16 protein-coding genes are annotated in these 18,535 nt (G+C 67.4%); 4 read left to right on the forward strand and 12 right to left on the reverse strand.

Annotated elements, in window-relative coordinates:
- Positions 1-37 precede the first annotated feature (37 nt).
- Positions 38-1,033 (reverse strand): ABC transporter permease, encoded by a 996-nt coding sequence (locus OHA61_RS37975; protein ID WP_389374121.1) that lies wholly within the window; start codon positions 1,031-1,033, stop codon positions 38-40.
- Positions 1,034-1,394: 361 nt separating this feature from the next.
- Between OHA61_RS37975 and dnaK the strand changes: the two genes are divergently transcribed.
- Positions 1,395-3,275 carry a molecular chaperone DnaK gene (gene dnaK, locus OHA61_RS37980; protein ID WP_406306942.1) on the forward strand — a complete coding sequence of 627 codons (1,881 nt, stop codon included), beginning with the start codon at positions 1,395-1,397 and terminating at the stop codon, positions 3,273-3,275.
- A 72-nt stretch (positions 3,276-3,347) separates the two neighbouring features.
- On the opposite strand, the gene OHA61_RS37985 is transcribed toward dnaK, so the two are convergent.
- The 3 genes from OHA61_RS37985 to OHA61_RS37995 form a co-directional block, all read right to left on the reverse strand.
- A complete protein-coding gene (locus tag OHA61_RS37985; protein WP_406306943.1) occupies positions 3,348-4,799 on the reverse strand; it encodes an FAD-dependent oxidoreductase in 1,452 nt (483 codons plus the stop codon).
- The gene (locus tag OHA61_RS37990; protein WP_406306944.1) at positions 4,796-5,980 is read right to left on the reverse strand and encodes an MAB_1171c family putative transporter; all 1,185 of its coding nucleotides are present in this window, start codon (positions 5,978-5,980) and stop codon (positions 4,796-4,798) included. The genes OHA61_RS37985 and OHA61_RS37990 overlap by 4 nt, the downstream gene beginning before the upstream one ends.
- 214 nt (positions 5,981-6,194) lie before the next feature.
- On the reverse strand, positions 6,195-7,415 hold the full coding sequence (locus tag OHA61_RS37995; protein WP_406306945.1) for an MAB_1171c family putative transporter: 1,221 nt from the start codon (positions 7,413-7,415) through the stop codon (positions 6,195-6,197).
- A 662-nt stretch (positions 7,416-8,077) separates the two neighbouring features.
- Between OHA61_RS37995 and OHA61_RS38000 the strand changes: the two genes are divergently transcribed.
- Entirely contained in the window at positions 8,078-9,757 is a 1,680-nt protein-coding gene (locus OHA61_RS38000; RefSeq protein ID WP_406307608.1) for a S8 family peptidase, read from the forward strand.
- Between the two features lie 103 nt (positions 9,758-9,860).
- Here OHA61_RS38000 and OHA61_RS38005 read toward each other — a convergent pair whose 3' ends face one another.
- The 3 genes from OHA61_RS38005 to OHA61_RS38015 form a co-directional block, all read right to left on the reverse strand.
- Positions 9,861-10,379 (reverse strand): DUF3592 domain-containing protein, encoded by a 519-nt coding sequence (locus OHA61_RS38005; RefSeq protein ID WP_406306946.1) that lies wholly within the window; start codon positions 10,377-10,379, stop codon positions 9,861-9,863.
- A 24-nt stretch (positions 10,380-10,403) separates the two neighbouring features.
- A complete protein-coding gene (locus OHA61_RS38010) occupies positions 10,404-10,826 on the reverse strand; it encodes a hypothetical protein (RefSeq protein WP_406306947.1) in 423 nt (140 codons plus the stop codon).
- 130 nt (positions 10,827-10,956) lie between these two features.
- The gene (locus tag OHA61_RS38015; RefSeq protein WP_406306948.1) at positions 10,957-11,586 is read right to left on the reverse strand and encodes a TetR/AcrR family transcriptional regulator; all 630 of its coding nucleotides are present in this window, start codon (positions 11,584-11,586) and stop codon (positions 10,957-10,959) included.
- Between the two features lie 65 nt (positions 11,587-11,651).
- On the opposite strand from OHA61_RS38015, the gene OHA61_RS38020 reads away from it, so the two are divergent.
- Positions 11,652-12,308 carry an O-methyltransferase gene (locus tag OHA61_RS38020; protein WP_406306949.1) on the forward strand — a complete coding sequence of 219 codons (657 nt, stop codon included), beginning with the start codon at positions 11,652-11,654 and terminating at the stop codon, positions 12,306-12,308.
- 89 nt (positions 12,309-12,397) lie between these two features.
- Here the strand turns inward: OHA61_RS38020 and OHA61_RS38025 are convergent, their stop codons facing one another.
- Entirely contained in the window at positions 12,398-13,012 is a 615-nt protein-coding gene (locus OHA61_RS38025) for a dihydrofolate reductase family protein (protein ID WP_406306950.1), read from the reverse strand.
- Positions 13,013-13,138: 126 nt separating this feature from the next.
- Entirely contained in the window at positions 13,139-14,329 is a 1,191-nt protein-coding gene (locus OHA61_RS38030; RefSeq protein WP_406306951.1) for a damage-control phosphatase ARMT1 family protein, read from the reverse strand.
- A 255-nt stretch (positions 14,330-14,584) separates the two neighbouring features.
- Between OHA61_RS38030 and OHA61_RS38035 the strand changes: the two genes are divergently transcribed.
- Entirely contained in the window at positions 14,585-14,986 is a 402-nt protein-coding gene (locus OHA61_RS38035; RefSeq protein ID WP_406306952.1) for a DUF4234 domain-containing protein, read from the forward strand.
- Between the two features lie 76 nt (positions 14,987-15,062).
- Here OHA61_RS38035 and OHA61_RS38040 read toward each other — a convergent pair whose 3' ends face one another.
- The 3 genes from OHA61_RS38040 to OHA61_RS38050 all read right to left on the reverse strand — a co-directional run bounded on the left by OHA61_RS38040 (position 15,063) and on the right by OHA61_RS38050 (position 18,257).
- On the reverse strand, positions 15,063-16,205 hold the full coding sequence (locus tag OHA61_RS38040; protein ID WP_406306953.1) for a N(5)-(carboxyethyl)ornithine synthase: 1,143 nt from the start codon (positions 16,203-16,205) through the stop codon (positions 15,063-15,065).
- 115 nt (positions 16,206-16,320) lie between these two features.
- Positions 16,321-17,136, reverse strand: a complete 816-nt coding sequence (locus OHA61_RS38045; protein WP_406306954.1) for an alpha/beta fold hydrolase — start codon at positions 17,134-17,136, stop codon at positions 16,321-16,323.
- 245 nt (positions 17,137-17,381) lie between these two features.
- On the reverse strand, positions 17,382-18,257 hold the full coding sequence (locus tag OHA61_RS38050; protein WP_406306955.1) for a helix-turn-helix transcriptional regulator: 876 nt from the start codon (positions 18,255-18,257) through the stop codon (positions 17,382-17,384).
- Positions 18,258-18,535: the final 278 nt, after the last annotated feature.

Genomic DNA, 18,535 nt, shown 5'->3' on the forward strand with positions numbered 1-18,535 from the left:
GAGCTCCCCTCGCCTGAGACGGGAATCGGTACGCGCATCACTTGCTCCGCGGGTCCAGGGCGTCCCGGAGTCCGTCGCCGAGCAGGTTGAATGCCAGGACAGTGATGAAGATCGCCAGACCCGGGACCAGCATGAACCACGGGTCCGCCTGGTAGAGGCTGATGGCCTGATTGAGCATGCCGCCCCAGGACGCCTGCGGCGGCTGGATGCCGACGCCGAGGAAGCTCAGACCGGCCTCGAAGAGGATGTTCGTCGGGATCAGCAGCGTCGAGTAGACGATGATCGGTGCGACGAGATTCGGCAGCAGTTGCTTGAACAGGATGTGCGGCCCCCGGGCGCCGAGGGTGCGTGCGGCGTCGACGAATTCGCGCTCGCGCAGCGAAAGCGTCTGGCCGCGAATGATGCGGCCCATATAGGGCCAACTGAAGAAACCGATCACGAAGATCAGCACGCTGATGTGGAGCGTCAGCCCGTGCAGTCCGAAGGCGCCGCCCTGCAGCGATGCGGACAGCGCGATCGCGAAGAGCAGCAGCGGGAAGGCCAGGAAGACGTCCATGAGGCGGCTGATCACGGTGTCGACCCAGCCTCCGTAATAGCCGGCGGCCACGCCCAGCACCGTGCCGAGGGTCACCGACAGCACGGTCGCGCCGAACGCGACCGCCAGCGACACCCATGCGCCTTCGATGATCCGCGCGAGCAGGTCGCGGCCGAACTGCGGCTCGACGCCGAGGGGATGGTCCCAGCTGATCCCGCCCCAGGCACCCTTGGGCCTGAGCAGCACCGGGTCGATCAGGTTCTGGTGGAAGGCGTTCGGGTCAAGCTTGAAGATGGATTCGATGACCTTGGCGAAGACTGCCAGCACCATCAGGCAGAGAACGACGATGCCGCCCGCGACCGCGACCTTGTCACGCTTGAACCGCATCCACGCGATCTGCCCGAGCGACCGGCCCTCGATTCCCTCGCCCATCCCGGACAGCACGGACTCCGGCTGCGCCTCGGCGGCTGAGCCGGTGACCTCGATGGGGGCCGTCATGGCCGTGCACCCCCTATCCGGTGGTGACCGGTTCCAGGTGCAGCCGTGACGGACGATTGCCCGGTGGGCGGTGATCATCCATCCAGCACCGGTCCGAAGGGTCGCCAGACCAGGGCGGATCAGAACGCCTCATTATAGGTCCAATTGCGCAATAAGGATGCAAATTTAAAGGGAGAGGAATACTCGGGGCGCGCCAAACGGCACGAGAGGGTCGGAGCGGCAGGGTGGGCTATATGCCCTGAACCGGGACATCTTGACAGGCGCACGATGACGTCCTAAGCAGGATCCAGAGGAGGTTCGCTCCATATCGGCAGGTGAGAGCACCTGTGACCTGCACGGACGGCTGGGTGAGGAGAAGGCCATGGCGCGCGCGGTAGGTATCGACCTGGGAACGACGAACTCGGTGGTCTGCGTTCTGGAGGGCGGTGAGCCCACCGTCATCACCAACACCGAGGGCGCCCGTACGACCCCGTCGGTGGTCGGGTTCGCGAAGAGCGGCGACGTACTGGTGGGTGAGGTCGCCAAGCGGCAGGCGGTCACCAACATCGAGCGCACCGCACGGTCGGTCAAACGTCACATGGGCGAGGCGGACTGGCGTTTCCCCGACAGCGGCGACATCGACGGCAAGCGCTACACGGCGCAGGAGATCTCCGCCCGGGTACTCCAGAAACTCAAGCGCGATGCCGAGGCGTACTTGGGCGAGGACGTGACGGACGCCGTCATCACTGTCCCGGCTTACTTCAACGACTCCCAGCGCACCGCCACCAAGGAGGCCGGTGAGATCGCGGGCCTGAAGGTGCTGCGCATCATCAATGAGCCGACTGCGGCCGCGCTGGCCTACGGCCTGGACAAGGAGAACGACCAGACCATTCTGGTTTTCGACCTCGGTGGCGGCACCTTCGACGTGTCGCTGCTGGAGATCGGCGAAGGGGTCGTCGAGGTGAAGGCCACCAATGGCGATACGCACCTGGGCGGTGACGACTGGGATCAGCGCATCGTTGATTACCTGGCCAAGCAGTTCAAGAACGCGTACGGCATCGACCTGTCCAAGGACAAAATGGCCACGCAACGGCTGCGTGAGGCCGCGGAGAAGGCGAAGATCGAGCTGTCGGCGGCGACGGAAACGAACATCAATCTGCCGTATCTGAGCGCGTCGGCCGAGGGGCCGCTGCACCTGGACGAGAAGCTCACGCGTGCTCAGTTCCAGCAGCTCACCGAGGATCTGCTCGAGCGCTGCAAGACCCCGTTCCACAGCGCTGTGAAGGATGCGGGGATCAAGGTCAGCGACATCGACCATGTGATCATGGTCGGCGGCTCGACCCGGATGCCCGCCGTGACCGAGCTCGTCAAGGGGCTCACGGGCAAGGATCCGCACAAGGGCGTGAACCCGGACGAGGTCGTCGCCATTGGCGCTTCGCTGCAGGCGGGTGTGCTCAAGGGTGAGGTCAAGGACGTCCTGCTTCTCGACGTGACCCCGCTGTCCCTGGGTATCGAGACCAAGGGCGGCATCATGACCAAGCTGATCGAGCGGAACACCACGATCCCGACCAGACGCTCGGAGATCTTCACGACGGCCGAGGACAACCAGCCGTCCGTGCAGATCCTGGTCTACCAGGGCGAGCGCGAGATCGCGGCGTACAACAAGAAGCTCGGGATGTTCGAGCTGACCGGTCTGCCGCCGGCCCCGCGCGGGGTCCCGCAGATCGAGGTCGCCTTCGACATCGACGCCAACGGCATCATGCACGTGACCGCGAAGGACCTGGGCACGGGCAAGGAGCAGAAGATGACCGTCACCGGCGGCTCCTCGCTGCCGAAGGACGACATCGACCGGATGGTCCGCGAAGCGGAGCGGCACGCGGAGGAGGACCACCGCCGCCGCGAGGCCGCCGAGTCCCGCAACCAGGGCGAGCAGCTCGTCTACCAGACCGAGAAGTTCCTCAAGGACAACGAGGACAAGGTCCCCGGTGACGTCAAGACCGAGGTCGAGGCCGCACTCAGAGAGCTGAAGGAGAAGCTCAAGGGCGAGGACACGGCCGAGATCCGCACGGCGACCGAGAAGGTCGCCGCGGTCAGCCAGAAGCTCGGCCAGGCGATGTACGCCAAGGCACAGGCCGAAGGCGCCCCCGGCTCCGGCACCACCGCCGGCGAGCAGTCCAAGGCCGAGGACGGGACCAAGGCTGAGGACGAGGTCGTCGACGCCGAGATCGTCGACGACGACAAGCGGGAGGGGAGCGCGGGATGAGCCGCCAGGATGACGTTCATGGCCTCCCCGGCCCGCCGCGACTTCGGCGACCACCTCCCGAACAGGGCCGACTCAGCAGTTCTCCGCAACCGGCGTGGCGCCCGAATCGCGGTCGCCGGGTTCCAGTGCTGCGAGTTCCTCGTCGGTGAGGGGCGGCTTCTCCAGTTGCGGTCTGCGGGGACCGCGCAGCGCCGAGAGGATCACACCGGGGCGGACCAGACGCTCGACACCGGTCTGTAGCGTCATGACATCGCTGAGCGCCTTGGCCATGTAGAAGGAGCCGGTCGCCGTCTCGATGAGCCGGTTGACGTAGCGGCTCAGGAGCCGGTCGACCGCGTTGGGGGTCTTGCCGCGCGAGCCCGGGAAGTAGATGTCCTGTCCGGTGGCGAGGGTCCACGCCGCGCTCGTGGGCCGTGAGATGGCGCGCTGGGCCCGGCCGGCCAGGCCCGGGGCGGAGATTCCTGTTCGCCGGAGCTCGGTGCGCAGGGCAAGGGCGCCCAGCGCGGCGACGGACATGCCGTGCCCGTAGACGGGGTTGAGGGCGGCGACCGCGTCGCCGATCACCACGTAGCCTTCGGGGGCCTTCTTGAGCTTCTCGAAGAGGCGGCGCCGGTTGACGGTGCTGCGCGTCACGACGATGTCGCTCAGGGGCTCGGTCCGGGAGAGGATTTCACCCACCAGGGGATGCCGGACGCCACGGGCGAAGTCGAGGTAGGCGGAGTCGTCGTCGGTGGGCTCACCGCCGCGGGTGCCTGAGAGGCTCACCAGCCATCGCTGGTCTTCGATCGGGATGATCGTGGCGACCTGTCCCGGCCGGGGGAGTCGGGCATCGGCCTGGATATTGACGACCGGGAATGCCTCGGTGCCCTTCGGGGCCCGGTAGACCCGGCTCGCGTACACCACGCCCGCGTCGATGGTGAGCTCGCGGACGGGGCCGACCCCGAGGTCCTTCAGCCAGTGCGGACCGCGGGAGGAGCGGCCGCTGGCGTCGACGACGAGATCGGCGTCCAGGCGCTGCTCGGATCCGTCCGCCAGCCGCACGCGGACTCCGTCAACGCGCCCCGCACTGCCGGTCAGGCCGAGCAGTTCGGCCTGGGACAGCACCCGGATGCGCTTGTCGCGCAGGACCCGGTCGCGTATCGCCCAGTCCAGGAGGTCTCGGCTGCAGGCGATGAGATAGTGCGATTCGGGCCAGCGCCGGTACCAGCCCTCCGGCGACAGGGACACCATGTCGGTGGGCAGGGCTATGCGCCGGGCACCTGCGTCGCGCAGCTGGGACATCACGCCCGGGACGAGGGTCTCGATGGCGTCGGCTCCACCGGACCACAGCATGTGTGCGTGGCGTGCCTGGGGGAGACCCTTTCGCGGGGCGGGGCGGCTGGGCAGCATGTCGCGTTCCACGACGGTGACTTCGTCGACGTGGGAACTGCAGGCCGCGGCGGTGAGCATGCCGCCGAGCCCACCTCCGATCACCACGGCCCGGCGGGGGACGCCGGCCCGGCGGGGTCTGGAAGGTTCGCTCATGGGGTGCTGCTCTCAGTCAGGGCCGCGCGGCGGCACGCTTCGTGGACGAGTGGCGAGCGGCGCACGGCATGGGACATCTGCACGAGATCGTCCGCTGTCCTGGACGGCTGCCGGGCGGTTTCGGGCGCGGCGAGGTTGTTCCGGCCCGGGTTCGCTGCCTGTGCCGTGCTGGCCGCCGCGATCATGGCGGCGTCCGCCAGGCTCTGTGCATGATCGTCTGTCTGTCCCTGCGCCAGCGCTGCGGCGTAGGTGTCAGTGTGGATGCTGTGGTCGAAGTAGGGCGTCAGGGCGAGGATCCGGTCGTGGATGGCGGCCTCGCGTTTCATGAGGCGAAGGTCCAGTGACGCCCACCGCCCGATGGTCACGCTTGCCGACATGGAGCTGGCCGCGCTGTTCAGCGCGCGGGCCAGGTACCCCAGCCGCCGGTAGCGCACGGCGGTGCTCCAGCTGACGCTGATCCGGTGACCGATGAGGGGGAAGACAAAGCCGGTGCCGATCAGGAGTGCGGACACCTGCGCCAAGGGCGGGGCGACGTAGGTGCTGAGCCCGTCCCAGTCGTGGCCGGCCCAGCGGGCGCCCATGGCGGCGAACTTGACGCCGTCGAAGCCGAGGTTGAGCAGATAGCCGAAGACGATGAGTCTCAGTCCGTACTGCAGCATGCGCCCGACCCGCCGTGACCACCGCCAGCACAGCACCGTCATGACGACGGCCGCGACCGTGTGGGCCAGCAGATACAGGACGATCATCTCGCGGATGAACGGCGTGTTGGCGTAGTACGTGTCCAGGTCCCGCAGCCGTTCCACCGGTGCGTCCCCGAGCGCGAACAGGACGATCAGGGCCACGACCACGAGGCTGTATGCCGCAATGCTGAGGCGGGAGGTGCGTCGGGTCTGCTCGGGAGGCCCGCCCCGCCAGTTGATGATGAGGACCAGGCAGGCGCCGCTGAACGCGGTCAGGATGCAGTAGACCAGCGGTGCGGAGAAGTTCGGTATCCCGGTGATGCGGTTCACGGCCGCGATCGTGGACGGTGCGGCGAAGAGAAAGACGAAGCTGGCGACCAGGAGCAGGCCGGACACCGACCGCAGGAGCGTGTCGTCCGGGTTCCGGCGCAGGGCGGGCAGCTTCAGGAGAAAAGCCGTGAGCATCACCGCGCCCGGTATGTAGAAGCTCAAGCCCTCCATGGTCGGCCGACCCCCTCCGCGAATCGTAAGTGATGAGACGAACTGCCCTGTTCTGCTTGGCCAATGGGGCGATGCCTGAATGGTGCCAGGGCTGCTGGCCGGACCACACTCGTCGTGTCTGTCCTCACGACGCCGCCCGGGCGCTGCACGGTCCGCAGGACGAGGCCTGTTGGCATCGGAATGCGCCGTTCGCCGGCGCGCCCGTTGAGTCGTCTCATACGGACAGACCTTCGGGACTGGCTGCCTGCCGACGGGCAGCGGCGACGACGGGCGACGTCGCGAAGGCACGCGACACCCGCGCCAGATGCCGGCGGCCCGAGCCCATCGCCGCGCTCAGGCCGGGCAGGGGAGCATCCAGGTCGGACAGGGAAGAATCCGACGCAGTCTCATATGGGTGCGGCTCCCGGCGGAGAGAGGCGTGCAGGGTGGCGGCCACCATCGCGGCGACGGCGATGACCTCTGCGTCCTCGGCGGACTTGCCTCGCTCCAGCGCCGCGTCGTAGGCCCTGAGGCGTGCCGTGGTGTCGAAGTAGGGGGCCAGGACGAGCAGCATGTCGTAGATCGCCGCCTCGCGGTGCGTCACGCGCAGGTCCAGCGACGACCATCGGGACAGCCGCAGAGGCACGGTGGAGCTGCTCGATGCGGCCAGCAGCTCGCGCCAGAGGGGCCCCAGCCATCGGTAGGCGCGCCAGGCGTGCCAGGTCTCCGACAGCCGGGGCGCCATGAGCGGAAGCAGAAAGCCCACAGTGGTCAGCAATGCCCCGGCGGAAGCCACCGGTGGCGCGATGCTTGTGCTCCAGTCGTCCAGATTGTTTCCGGTCCACCGCGCAATGACAGCAACGAACTTGGCGATGCCGAAGCCGAGGTTGAGCAAGAACCCGACCACCAGAATCACCAGGCCCGCCCTCAGCCAGCGGGTTACCTTGCGCGACCAGCGCCAGCACAGCGCCGTCACCATGACAGCGGCCACCGTGTGACCGGCCAGGTAGACCAGGATCATTTCGCGGATGTAGGGCGTCGTGGCGTAGTACGTGTCGAGGTCCCGCAGTCGCTCTTCGGGAGCGTCTCCCAGGGCGAACAGGACGAACAGAGCCACGATGACAACGCCGTAGCCGGCGATCCAGACGCGGACGGTGCGACGGATTTTTTCCCTGGGGCCGCCGCGCCAGTTCACCAGCAGTACCAGACTGGCACAGCTGAAGGCGCACAAGATGGCGTAGACAAGCGGCGCGGAGACGTTGGGGATGCCAATGACGCGGTTGACGACCGTGATCGTGGGCGGCGCGGCGAAGAAGAACCCCGCGCCGGCCATCAGGATGAGTGCGCACACCGAGCGCACCAGGGGATTGCGCCACCCGTGCCGCAGCGCAGGCACCTTCGCGGCGAACGCGATACCCAAAGCCGCGGCGGGATAGTAGTAGTCCGTCCCGTTCATGACTCAGCCCCAGAGCTCGCGGCGTCCCGGGGAAGCTTGAATCCGCCCCCTCTGCTCACCGGTCTCCCCGTCCATAGCCGTCGTCAACGATGCAGCCTCCATGCGGAGTCCGCGTCCTGCAAGCGCGCCCTGCACGCGGCCCGGAAGACAGACGGATCGTCGCCCGGCGGCGCCGCTTCCTTTGCTTCTGGCCTACTTGACGTTGCTGAACACGATGATCTCTCACGTGTCACCTTCCGACAAACATCATCCTGGGGCGGTGCAAGAGCCTGAGGGGGTTCGTATGCGGATAGAGGTGACATCGACAGACATATGCGCGTCGACGGGAGTCCGGTGCTCAGACGCTCACCATTGAAGCCGGGCCCCCGATCGCACCGGAACCTCGTGCACCGTTTTGCGGGACGGCGGATTTGCGGCCAATCGCCCTTCCTGCAAGGGCACTTGTGTGATCGAACTCTTCCCATGCGGGGCCGATTTCTGACATCTTGCGTTCACCACTTCCCACACTCGGCCCGGTAGGCGCCACCAGCGCCACCGGGCTCTCGGAGGATGCCTTGCATACCCTCATATCCAGCCGGCTGAGACGCTCGGTCGTGGCCGCTGCCGCCCTTGGAGCGGCCGTCGTGTTCGCGACTCCCCTCGGGGCGGCACACGCCGCCCCGATCGCGTCCGAGACCTCAGCGACCGCTGTAACGTCCCCCGCCGCATGGGCCGCCGGTACCCGCGCCTACCTGGTCATCACCGCGCCGGGTGACAGCTCCGCCGTACGGACGGCCATCACCGGCAACGGCGGCACGGTCTTCGCGAATTACGACGCGATCGGCGTGATCGTCGCGCACTCGGCCTCCTCGGCCTTCGCCGGCGCCATGCGCGGCGTCAACGGCGTCCAGATGGTGGGCGCCACCCGGACTTCGGACGTACCGGCAGATGCGTACAACCCCGCGCTGCCCGCGACTCCCACGCAGGCCACGACCACCCTCACCGAGTCCAACCGCTGGGACATGACCCAGATCAAGGCGGACAAGGCCTGGGCTGTCACCACTGGCTCCTCGGCCGTCAAGGTCGGCGTCCTCGACACCGGCGTCGACGACCTTCACCAGGACATCGCGCCGAACTTCAACGCCGCCGACTCCGTCTCCTGCGCCTACGGCAAGGCGGACACCCGCACCGGCGCATGGCGACCCTTCGGCGACCACGGCACGCATGTGGCGGGCACGATCGCGGCCGCCAAGAACGGCAAGGGCGTCATCGGCGTCGCGCCGAGCGTGAAGATCTCCTCGGTCCGGATCGCCGAACCGAACACCAGCATGTTCTTCGCCGAGAACACCGTCTGCGGGTTCATGTGGGCCGGTGACCACGGCTTCAAGGTCACCAACAACAGCTATTACACCGACCCGTGGATGTTCAACTGCCCTGACAACGCCGACCAGGCGGCCATCATCGAGGGCGTCAAGCGGGCCCAGGAGTACGCGGAGAACAAGGGCTCGCTGCAGATCGCGGCGGCGGGCAACTCCAACTACGACCTGGCCAACAAGCGGACCGACACCTCGAGCCCGAACGACTCCACCCCCGTGACCCGCACCATCACCAACGCCTGCATCGACATCCCCACCGAGCTGCCGGGTGTGGTGACCGTCGCGGCGATGGGCAACGGCAACGTCAAGGCCTCGTACTCCAACTTCGGCCGGAGCATCATCGACGTCGCGGCCCCGGGCGGCGACGGCGCGTCCGGTGTCTACTCGACGCTGCCCGGCGGCAAGTACGGCACCATGAACGGCACTTCGATGGCCTCCCCGCACGTCGCGGGTGTGGCGGCGCTGCTGGCGAGCACCGACCCTTCCGCCACGCCGGCCGACCTGCGGGCCAGGCTGTCGTCCCAGGCCACCGACACCGCCTGCCCCTCCGACAGCCGTTGCACGGGCACGACCGCCGCCAACAGCTTCTTCGGTGAGGGCCAGGTCGACGCGCTCAAGGCCGTCGGCGGCACCCCGCCGCCCGGCGCGTACTTCGAGAACACCGCCGATGTCGCCATCGCCGACAACAGCACGGTGGAGTCCTCGATCACCGTGACCGGCGTCAGCGGCAACGCTCCGGCCACGCTCAAGGTGGGCGTGGACATCAAGCACACCTACCGGGGCGACCTCGTGCTGTCCCTGGTGGCCCCCGACGGCACGGTCTACACGCTCGAGGACTTCCCGAACAACGACGGCACCGACAACGTCGCCAAGACGTACACGGTGAACGCCTCTTCGGAAGTGGCGGCAGGAACGTGGAAGCTGCGCGTCAGTGACGTGGCTTCCCAGGACATCGGCAAGATCGACGCCTGGAACCTGACCTTCTAGGGGCACGCGCGCGTCAAGGGTCCCGGGTGGAGCTGTTCGCGGTTCCCCCGGGACCTCTCGGCGCGTGGGCGCTCGGGCACAGTGAACCGCAGGGCTACCCCGTTCAGGGTTCGGAGGTCCAGGACTGCCCGGGACTGGTCCCGCCGTCGTCGGTCGACGCGTCCGTGAACCCGGCCAGACCGAAGCCGGTCGCGGCGAAGAAGAGGCCCACGGACGTGAAGACGACCAGCACACCGATGGCGAGGCACGAGGCGACTCCCAGCCCGGGCGAAGCCCCGGCCGGCACCGCCCGCTCGGGGCGCTGCGGCAGATACCGCACGGGCACGATGTCCCCCGCCACATACGGCTCCTGCGAGGCGATCTCGGCCCGCACATCACGCCCGTCCGACGTCCGGAACCCGAGAATCAGACGGCGCCGGCTGTGCCCGGGCCCGTTCGGGGAACGGCGGTGCACTACGAAGGTGTCCAGACACTGAGCCTCGGCCACCAGCCCTTCGCACAGGGTCCGTCTGTACTCGGAAGCCCTTCGCGCCATCCAGGTGAGCATCCCGATCCCGAGGGCGGCAAACAGCAGCCCGAACGCCCCGAATACAAGCCCGAACGCCCCGCCCACATCAGACATCTCGCATCAGCCCTGTTCTGCGGTCTACTTGGCCAGCAACGCCGCAAGGCGGGTGGCGGTCTGCTCGCCCGCCCGCTGCTTGATCAAGCCTTCCTTGGCAGCCGCACGAAGCCTGACCTCCGAGCTGGTCTCCCCGCCGTTCTTCACCAGCGCAGTGACCAGGACAGGGTTCATGCCGCCAACCCCGCCGGGGGCGATCACACGGATCGTCTGCTGGCCTGGGCCAGGTTCAACCGGCATGGGATCGACTGTTCGTCCCTCTCGTCCGAGCACGTGGACGACGTACTTGACGGCCTCTTCGAAGGGCAGGGGGACGACCAGGTCGATCTCCGACACGTTCTTCTTCATCCGCTTGGTCACGAACCTGGTCAAGCGACCGCCATCCCCGGCAAACGCAGCCACAGCGGCAAGCTCCGCGGCCAAGATCTCATCTTCACTCTGGTGCACGTGCCCTCCACCCGCTTCTTCCTGTCTGCACACTTCATGAAATCAGTTGAGGGGATGCCCGCCAAGCGGGAAAGGATCACCGACGGCCCGGCACCGGCGCGGCCGACCGCATCGGCGGGAGAGGGTGTTGTCACTGCGTGCGGCGGAGAAAGGCGTCGACCAGGCGATCGGTGAAGTCCTGGCCGACCGGCTCGTCCGATACCAGGACGCGGTAGTAGAGGGGTCCTACGAGCTGGTCGGTCTCGGCCGCCAGGTCGAGGCCGACGGGCAGTTGGCCCCGTCGTACGGCGCGTTCCAGTGGCAGCCGGTCGCGGCGCCGCTGTTCGTCGAGGTACCTGGCCCGGAAGTCCTCCGCGAACGCCGGATCGTGCTGCGCCTGTGCGATCAGGGCCTTGAAGACGGCTCCGGAGTCGGACTGGCCCAGGAATCTGGCCAGTTGACGCAGATGGGCACGTAGGTCGAGGGCGATGTCGCCGTGATCGGGCGGGATCAGCTCCTCGGTCATGTCCTGGAGGAAGGCGTCGACGAGAACGTCGGTCTTGGTGTTCCACCAGCGGTAGATGGTCTGTTTGGCGACACCGGCTCTCGCCGCGATGCCCTCCATGGTGATGCCCGCGAAGCCCTTCTCGGCGAGGAGGTCGTCGGCCGCCTCCAGGATCGCCTGCCGGGCCTTTTCGCTCCGCCCGTGCCGGTTGCCGTGGTGCCCCCGGCCTGGCCGGCTGGTGGAGCTGTCCTCGGCGGTTCCTGTTGCGGGTCCCATGTCGCCTCCCTGGTCTCAGGTTAACGACTCTAGACTCAACGCAACGGTGCGTCTATTCTAGGTTTATGACGCTCACTCACACACTCGCCGACCCCCGGGTCGAAGTCGCCCTCAGCCGGATGTTCGCGCAAGCCGCGCACGACGAAGCGACAGCGGCGCGCGTGCAGGCGCAGCGGCCAGGTGGCTTCGGAACGCCGCAGGAACAGGCCGACGCAGCGGCGGAGATCTATATGCCGATCTCAGCCGCCGGCGGGCAGTTGCTCTACAACCTGGTCCGGGCTGTCCGGCCTGCCACGGTCATCGAGTTCGGTACGTCCTTCGGGATCTCCACGCTGCACTTGGCTGCCGCTGTGCGGGACAACGGAGCCGGACGCGTCATCACCACGGAGTTGAGCAGGGACAAGATCGCCGCAGCCCGCCGCACCTTCGTCGAGACGGGTCTGGACGACGTGATCACCGTGCTGGAGGGAGACGCCCGCGAGACGCTCAGCGGCATCGACGGCTCCGCGGACTTCGTCCTGCTCGACGGCTGGAAGGACTTGTGCCTGCCCGTACTGCGCCTGCTCGAACCACAGATGAAGCCCGGCACCCTTGTCGTCGCCGACGATGTCGACCTGAGTAGTCTGCAGCCCTATCTCGACTACGTACGCTCCCCGGAGAACGGCTACCAGAGCGTGACCTTCCCGGTGGAGGAAGGCATGGAGATCAGCTGCCGCCTCTGACGGCCTACGAGCCGGGACCCAACCCCTGCAGAACGGCGCCCCACCGGGGCGCCGTTGACTGCTCGATGTGAAGTTCCGTAACGACGGAGTCAGAGGACGTCGTAGGTCAGGTGCGTCGCGGTCGATGTCGAGGTCACGCTCCGTTGCACCAGTGTCCGCGGCGCTCCGCCGGTGAACAGTGGCGTCCCGGCGCCCAGCACGACGGGCGCCAGGTGCAGCGTCAGCGCGTCGACCAGCCCGGCGTCGAGCGCGGAGCCGATGGTGGCGCCGCCGCCCATGAGGACGACGTCGAGGTCCTCGCCGCTGTCCGACGACGCCGCCTCGGCGCGCTCGCGCGCGGCGGTGACGGCGTCGGGCAGACCGGTGGTGACGAACGTCCAGTCGAGGTCGGTGAGCCGCACCGACTCCGGCGGCGAGCTCGTCACGACGACGAACGCGGGCTTGCCGACCTCGCCGGCGCCGTAGCCGGACTCGTCGTCCCAGCCGTTCGGCCCGTCGACCACATCGAAGAGATGGCGGCCGAGGATGACGGCGCCCGAGCGGGCGGTCGCCTCGCGCAGGACCCGGCGGTCGTCGGGGTCGTCGGAAAACGCCCAGGTGTGCAGGGCCTCGCCGCCGGTGCCCAGGCCGTTGTCGGGGCCGGGGTCGGGCCCGGTGACGAAGCCGTCGAGGGAGACCGAGATGTCAGCGATGATTCGAGTCATGCGAGAGCCCACTTCTCTATGTCCAGCCCGAATGGACACCATATGTCCCACCATTGGTGGGGGACGCGGAGGCTGTTCACGAGATTGCGTGCGAACCGGCAGCCGTGGGGCTCACCTGACGCACCTTCATACCCTGACTTGAACAAGGGCGTGTGTGCCGCTCGTACGCCAGGCGCTGCCTGTTGCCTCCAGCTCGGTCAGCGTGCCCGGGGCGAGGCCGGTGATCACGTCGGACTTCAGCGTCCGTAGCGCGGCGACCGGCCCGGGGAAGTATGCGGTGACCTTTGAGAAAAGAGTGGTGGCGGGCCAGTGGCGGTCGCCGACGAGTCGGCGGTAGTTCAGGTCGCCCTTCATGACGGTCAACGTGGCAGAAGCGAAGTCCTCTCGGAGCTCGACGGGCATGTCCGGATAGGGGAGTGGAGCACACGCGAAGGGATGGGCGCGCAGGACGAGACGTCCGTCGGTCACCGCCTGCCGCAGCCGCTCACCGATCTGCGAGGCTCGTCCGGAAGCTGCGGACATACGTGCCAGGCAGTCCAGCACGTCGGAGGTGGTGGCGTCGGAGACGTAGTACGGATACGGCTTGATGTGCAGGCTCACGGACGAGGCGCGGTCCGTGGCGAGCAGATGGTCGGTGAGCACCAGATCGGGCAGCAGCTCCGGCCCGGCATTGTCGGCGACCAGGCACACCTTGCCCGGTCGTCGGCTCTCCAGCAGTTCCCAGAGCGTCGCCGTGTCGTCGACGACGAGCCCTGTGACGCGCTCGCCCAGACCGGACTTGCCGGTCGACAGCTGGAAACCGAGGTCTGCCCTGTTCCCCCACAAGGACGCGTGCAGCAGAACGGTGTCCTGTTCTGCTCTCGACAGGCGGGGAGTCTTCTCGAGCGCAGCGAGCTCCGAATCGACGGTCGTACCCATGAGTTCGGCGCGCTTGAAGGGTGCGAACGGGTCGATGCCCTGCCACGGCCCGGGAGAGAAGTAGCCGAGCGCGGCCAGCAGCTTCCGGTAGAAGTAGCTCTCCGCCCACAGGAACGGCACGTCTGCCCAGCGACGCCCGATGTGGCCCTCGCCCCACTGCCGCCACGGAGCGGCGTCCGGTTCGGCGGCGTCGAGAGCCTCGATGAGGCCGCCCTCGGCGATCTCCCGCAGCAGGGCATCCAGTGCGTGTTGCGCTTGAACGGGATAGGCGGTCGCCTTGCGCACGCGCTCGATAAGGGCGGGGTGCCGCTCATGCAGTACGCCCCAGGCGAAGGAGCCCACGATGTTGCTTACGACGACGGGGGCGTCGCCCGCGTCGGCGGGGTTTGACTGTGACATGCTCGACGGACTCCTTCTGCGGATACCTCGGACGGTGCGGACGCACACGCGAGCGGCGTCACCGTACGCCGCGCTCGTTCGTAGGACGACTCTCGCAGTGAGTGTGCCGTCACCCGCTTCCCGCCCGGGCCTCGCCGACGCGCGCAGCGGGACCGGTCGTGATGCACTGGAATGAGTAGGAAATAGCTGCAACGGTCCCCTCGGGACCCCTTGCTGTGGTCGCTGTGCACCGCCTCCACTGGAGCGGAGATACTCATGACCGGCCTCGTAGGCAAGACCAGGAACATCTTTCTGGTATGGCTCGTCTGGCCATTGATCACGTTGGGCATCTATCAGCTGGTCTGGTACTTCAAGGTGAACCGTGAAGCTCGTGACTTCGATGGGCGTATCGACGTCAGGCCAGGGCTGGCTGTTCTGGCCATCACCCTGGGTTGGCTGGTGATCGTGCCCCCGTTCGTGTCGATTTACAACACGGGTGAGCGAATCGCGCGAATGCAACGTACAGCCGGGATGCAACCCACCTGTAATCCGTGGATCGGGGTCATTCTCATCTTTGTCTTCGGCCTGTACCCGCTGTACTACCAGCAGGAAATGAACCGCATCTGGGCCCAGTACGAGCATGTCGAAGAGGGCGAGCGTGTCCCCTTGGCTGTCTGACGCGCGACAACTCATCGAGCACCACACGCTCAAGCCGGAGGCTGAGCGGGTGGTGCTCTTTCGCCGTGACCGCTTGTCAGTCGGGCAGGTGCGGGTACTGAGCCGAACGGTGCTGGAACGCCAGGATGCTGGGGTTCTGGATGACACCGTCGCGGATCTCGATGGCGCGGCGGATGGTCTCGTTGGACTCCCAGGTGCTGGGTCCGGTGAGCACGGCGCGCAGGAAGGGGAGCAGTGCCTCGCTGTTCTCCCAGGTCGCGGAGTTCCACAGATAGGACGGGCTGTGGTCGACGCCGTAGTAGAGGATGTTCTCGCCGACCACGAACGTCGGCTCGATGAACGATGTCGGCCGCGCCCAGCTGAAGCCCATGCCCTCGTCGCAGGAGACATCAATGATGAGGGTGCCCGGTGTGAGCAGACCGAGGTCGTCGTCGCTGAGGAACATCAGCGGCGCCGCGGTGTCCTGCAGTACGCAGTTGACGATGATGTCGTGTTCGGCGAGGAATCCGGCCAGTGGTACCCGGCCGGCGTCGGAGTGAACGTAACTGAGGCTGGGGTCGGCTTCGTCACGGTCGAACTGGATGATTCGCGCGGAATGGATCGGCGAGCTGACGGCTGTGACACCACGTTGGGTCAGGACGTCGACATCGTGCACGCCCAGGGCGCTCAGAGCTGTCACGGCTCCGCGGGCGGTCGCGCCGAAGCCGAGCACGGCCGCTCGGAGCCGACGGCCGTAGTCGCCCGTCGAACCGTTGATCTGCAAGGCGTGAAGTACGGAGGAGTAACCGGCCAGCTCGTTGTTCTTGTGGAAGACGTGCAGGTTGAACGAGCCGTCGTTGGTCCAGTGGTTCATCGCCTCGAAGGCGATCAACGTGAGCTTCCGGTCGATCGCCAGCTGAGTGAGCCTTTTGTCCTGGACGCAGTGCGGCCAACCCCAGAGGACCTGTCCATCGCGCAGTTCCTCGAGATCTGCGAGCAGCGGCTTGGCCAGCAGGACGACATCGCACTCAGTGATGAGCTGCTCACGGGAGCGGAACCCGGCTATGAGGGGCGCCAATTGCTCGTCGGGGATGCCGAAGCGCTCCCCGTACCCGCGCTCAAGGAAAATACGTTCCCGGAGGTCCGGGTCGATCCGGTCGAAGTGTGAGGGGTGAATCGGCAGTCGACGCTCGTTCTCTTTGCGCGACTGTGCCATCACTCCGAGAGTGAGAAGGTGCACGTGAACCCCTTTGAGTGATGCTGTCCAGCATAGATCGCCAGGTTCACAAACGCGTTGGCCCGGCAGCGCCGGGCGATCGCAGCCTTGTCGCGTAAGGGGCGTGGTCTCCCGCCGATCAAGGCCGGGGCCGGGTCAGGAACTCCGCGATGCGTTCCCCCCATGTACGGATGTCAGCGCCCGTCCGGGACACGTGCAGCTCGGCCTGTGGCAGCCAATGGGCCAGCGTTTCCGCGGTCGACAGGGGGTGGCCAGGGTCGTCCGCCCAGGCCAGGATCAAGGCCGGCCGGCGCAGCGCGGCCATTGCCGTGGGGGAGGGCAGGTCGGACAGCGCCAGGCCGCGCAGGATGGACGGCAGTACACGCTCGGTGGGTGTCGGTGGGAATTCGGGAACATCGGCTGCGACTGCAGGGCGAGGCTGTTGTGCCTTGGCGGCGAGCCAGGCGTCCACGCCCTCTCTTTCGATGATGTGAGCGGACTCCCGGTTGGCCTGCGCATGCGCCTGGCGCGTGCTCCAGGCGGTGGGTGGGATGAGCAGGACCAGCCGGGAGAACCGGTAGGGCGCATGGACAACGGCGTGCAGCGCGGTGCCGCATCCCATCGACGCGCCCATGGCGGTGACGGGCTCGGTGGCGCCCAGGTGGTCGAGCAGGGCCAGCAGATCGTCGGCAAGCGCGGCGTAGGTGTAGTCGGTGTCCACGGGGTCGCCGGTGGATCGCCCGTGCGCCCGGGCGTCGTAGCGGACCAGGCGCAGCCCCGCGTCCAGTAGCGGCGCCCAGTCGAACAGGCCCATCCGGTCCTCGGTGGCCTGACTGACGAACCCGCCGTGCGCATACACGGCGAGAGGTCCCTCACCGGCGTCGTAATAGACCAGCTCGGCGCGGCGATGCCAGAAGCGGCCTTCCCTGACCGTGTGCCCTCCGACTGCCCTCATAGCGCGCGCCTCGTCTCGGCCGCGTCAGCGCAGGAGCTTCTTCGGGCGGGACAGGCGAAAGGGGCGCCCGTCCGACCACCTCTGGCAGCGGCTCGTCGGGATGAATTGTCGGATGGGGACAGTAGGCGATGTTCCCCCGACCAGGCTGTATGCCGCGCCAGGACCGGTGGCTGATTGCTGCGGCACCGGCGCAAGGCGCGCCACTGCGAAGCCCTGCACGGGGCGCGGAGGTACCTCGTCCCCTCTCATTGGGCGGGCGGCCAGGTCCGCCGCCCCGTGGGCTCGCCGGGCCATGCCGACCCAGCGGCGAGGCGACTGAGGGCCTTCTCCGATGAGGTGTCCGGTTCCGCGCTGAAGACCAGAACCTGCTGCCCCGGACTGTCCGGGGGCTCCACGTTCTCGAAGGCCAGCTCCAGGCACCCCACCACAGGGTGCCGGAAGTGCCGGGTGCCGAAGGCCCTGGCACGCACAAGCGGTTGGGACCACAGCGCCGCGAACCCGTCGTCGGATTCAGCGAGTTCACCGATCAGGGCTGCCAGCCTGCCGTCCCGGGGATTGTCCGTCGAGGCGAGACGGAGGCGGGCGGCCATCTGGCGGGCTTCGTCCGCCCAGTGCGGATACAGCTCGCGGGTGTGCTGGTCGAGGAACAGCATCCTCGAAAGGTTAGGGCGGTGGCGTGCGCTGAGAGGGCTGTCCCTGTCGAGGTGGCAGGCGAGCAGCGCATGCCCCAGCGGATTCCAGAAGAGGACGTCGTGGCGGTGGTTGAGGGCGACGGCGGGCATGCCCTTCAGTCCCCGCATCAGGTGCCGGACGCCCTGTCCGGTGCATTCGTCGGGTGCCGGTTCGTCTCCCTGTGCGAGCCGGTACATGTGGTCGCGTTCGCCGGCGTTGAGCCGTAACACCCGGGCGATAGCGTCGAGTACGTCGGGCGGGGCGTCGCGGTGACGGCCCTCTTCGAGGCAGATGTAGTGGGTCAGGCCAAGCCCAGCGCGTCTTGCCACATCCTCGCGCCGCAGGCCCGGGCTGCTGTGGCCCGAACCAACGGCGGGAGTGGGTTCTTCCGGGGGCATGCGGGTACGCCGGGTGCGCAGGAACTCCCCCAGGTCGGCAGGTACGTCCATGTGAACAAGTCTCCAGGAGCCGGGGAGGTTGGGGGAGGGGCCCAGCCTGCCCCTGTCAGCCCCACCCCGCGAATGGCAGTCGCTCCGCGCAATCACAATTTTGCTGACGGTTCAACAATGTCACCACGCTTCACGGATCTTGGGCTATTTCGCTCTCTCAATTGACCGAACAGTGCGAGACTTTGAGCGCCGACTGGCTGATTATCATCGGACCGTGTGTGCTGACCCGGATGACCCGTGACCAGGGCATTTTTGTCGACACCGCGTGGAATCGCCCT

Origin of the sequence: Streptomyces sp. NBC_00885 (assembly GCF_045207475.1) — a bacterium.
Classification (GTDB): Bacteria; Actinomycetota; Actinomycetes; order Streptomycetales; family Streptomycetaceae; genus Streptomyces.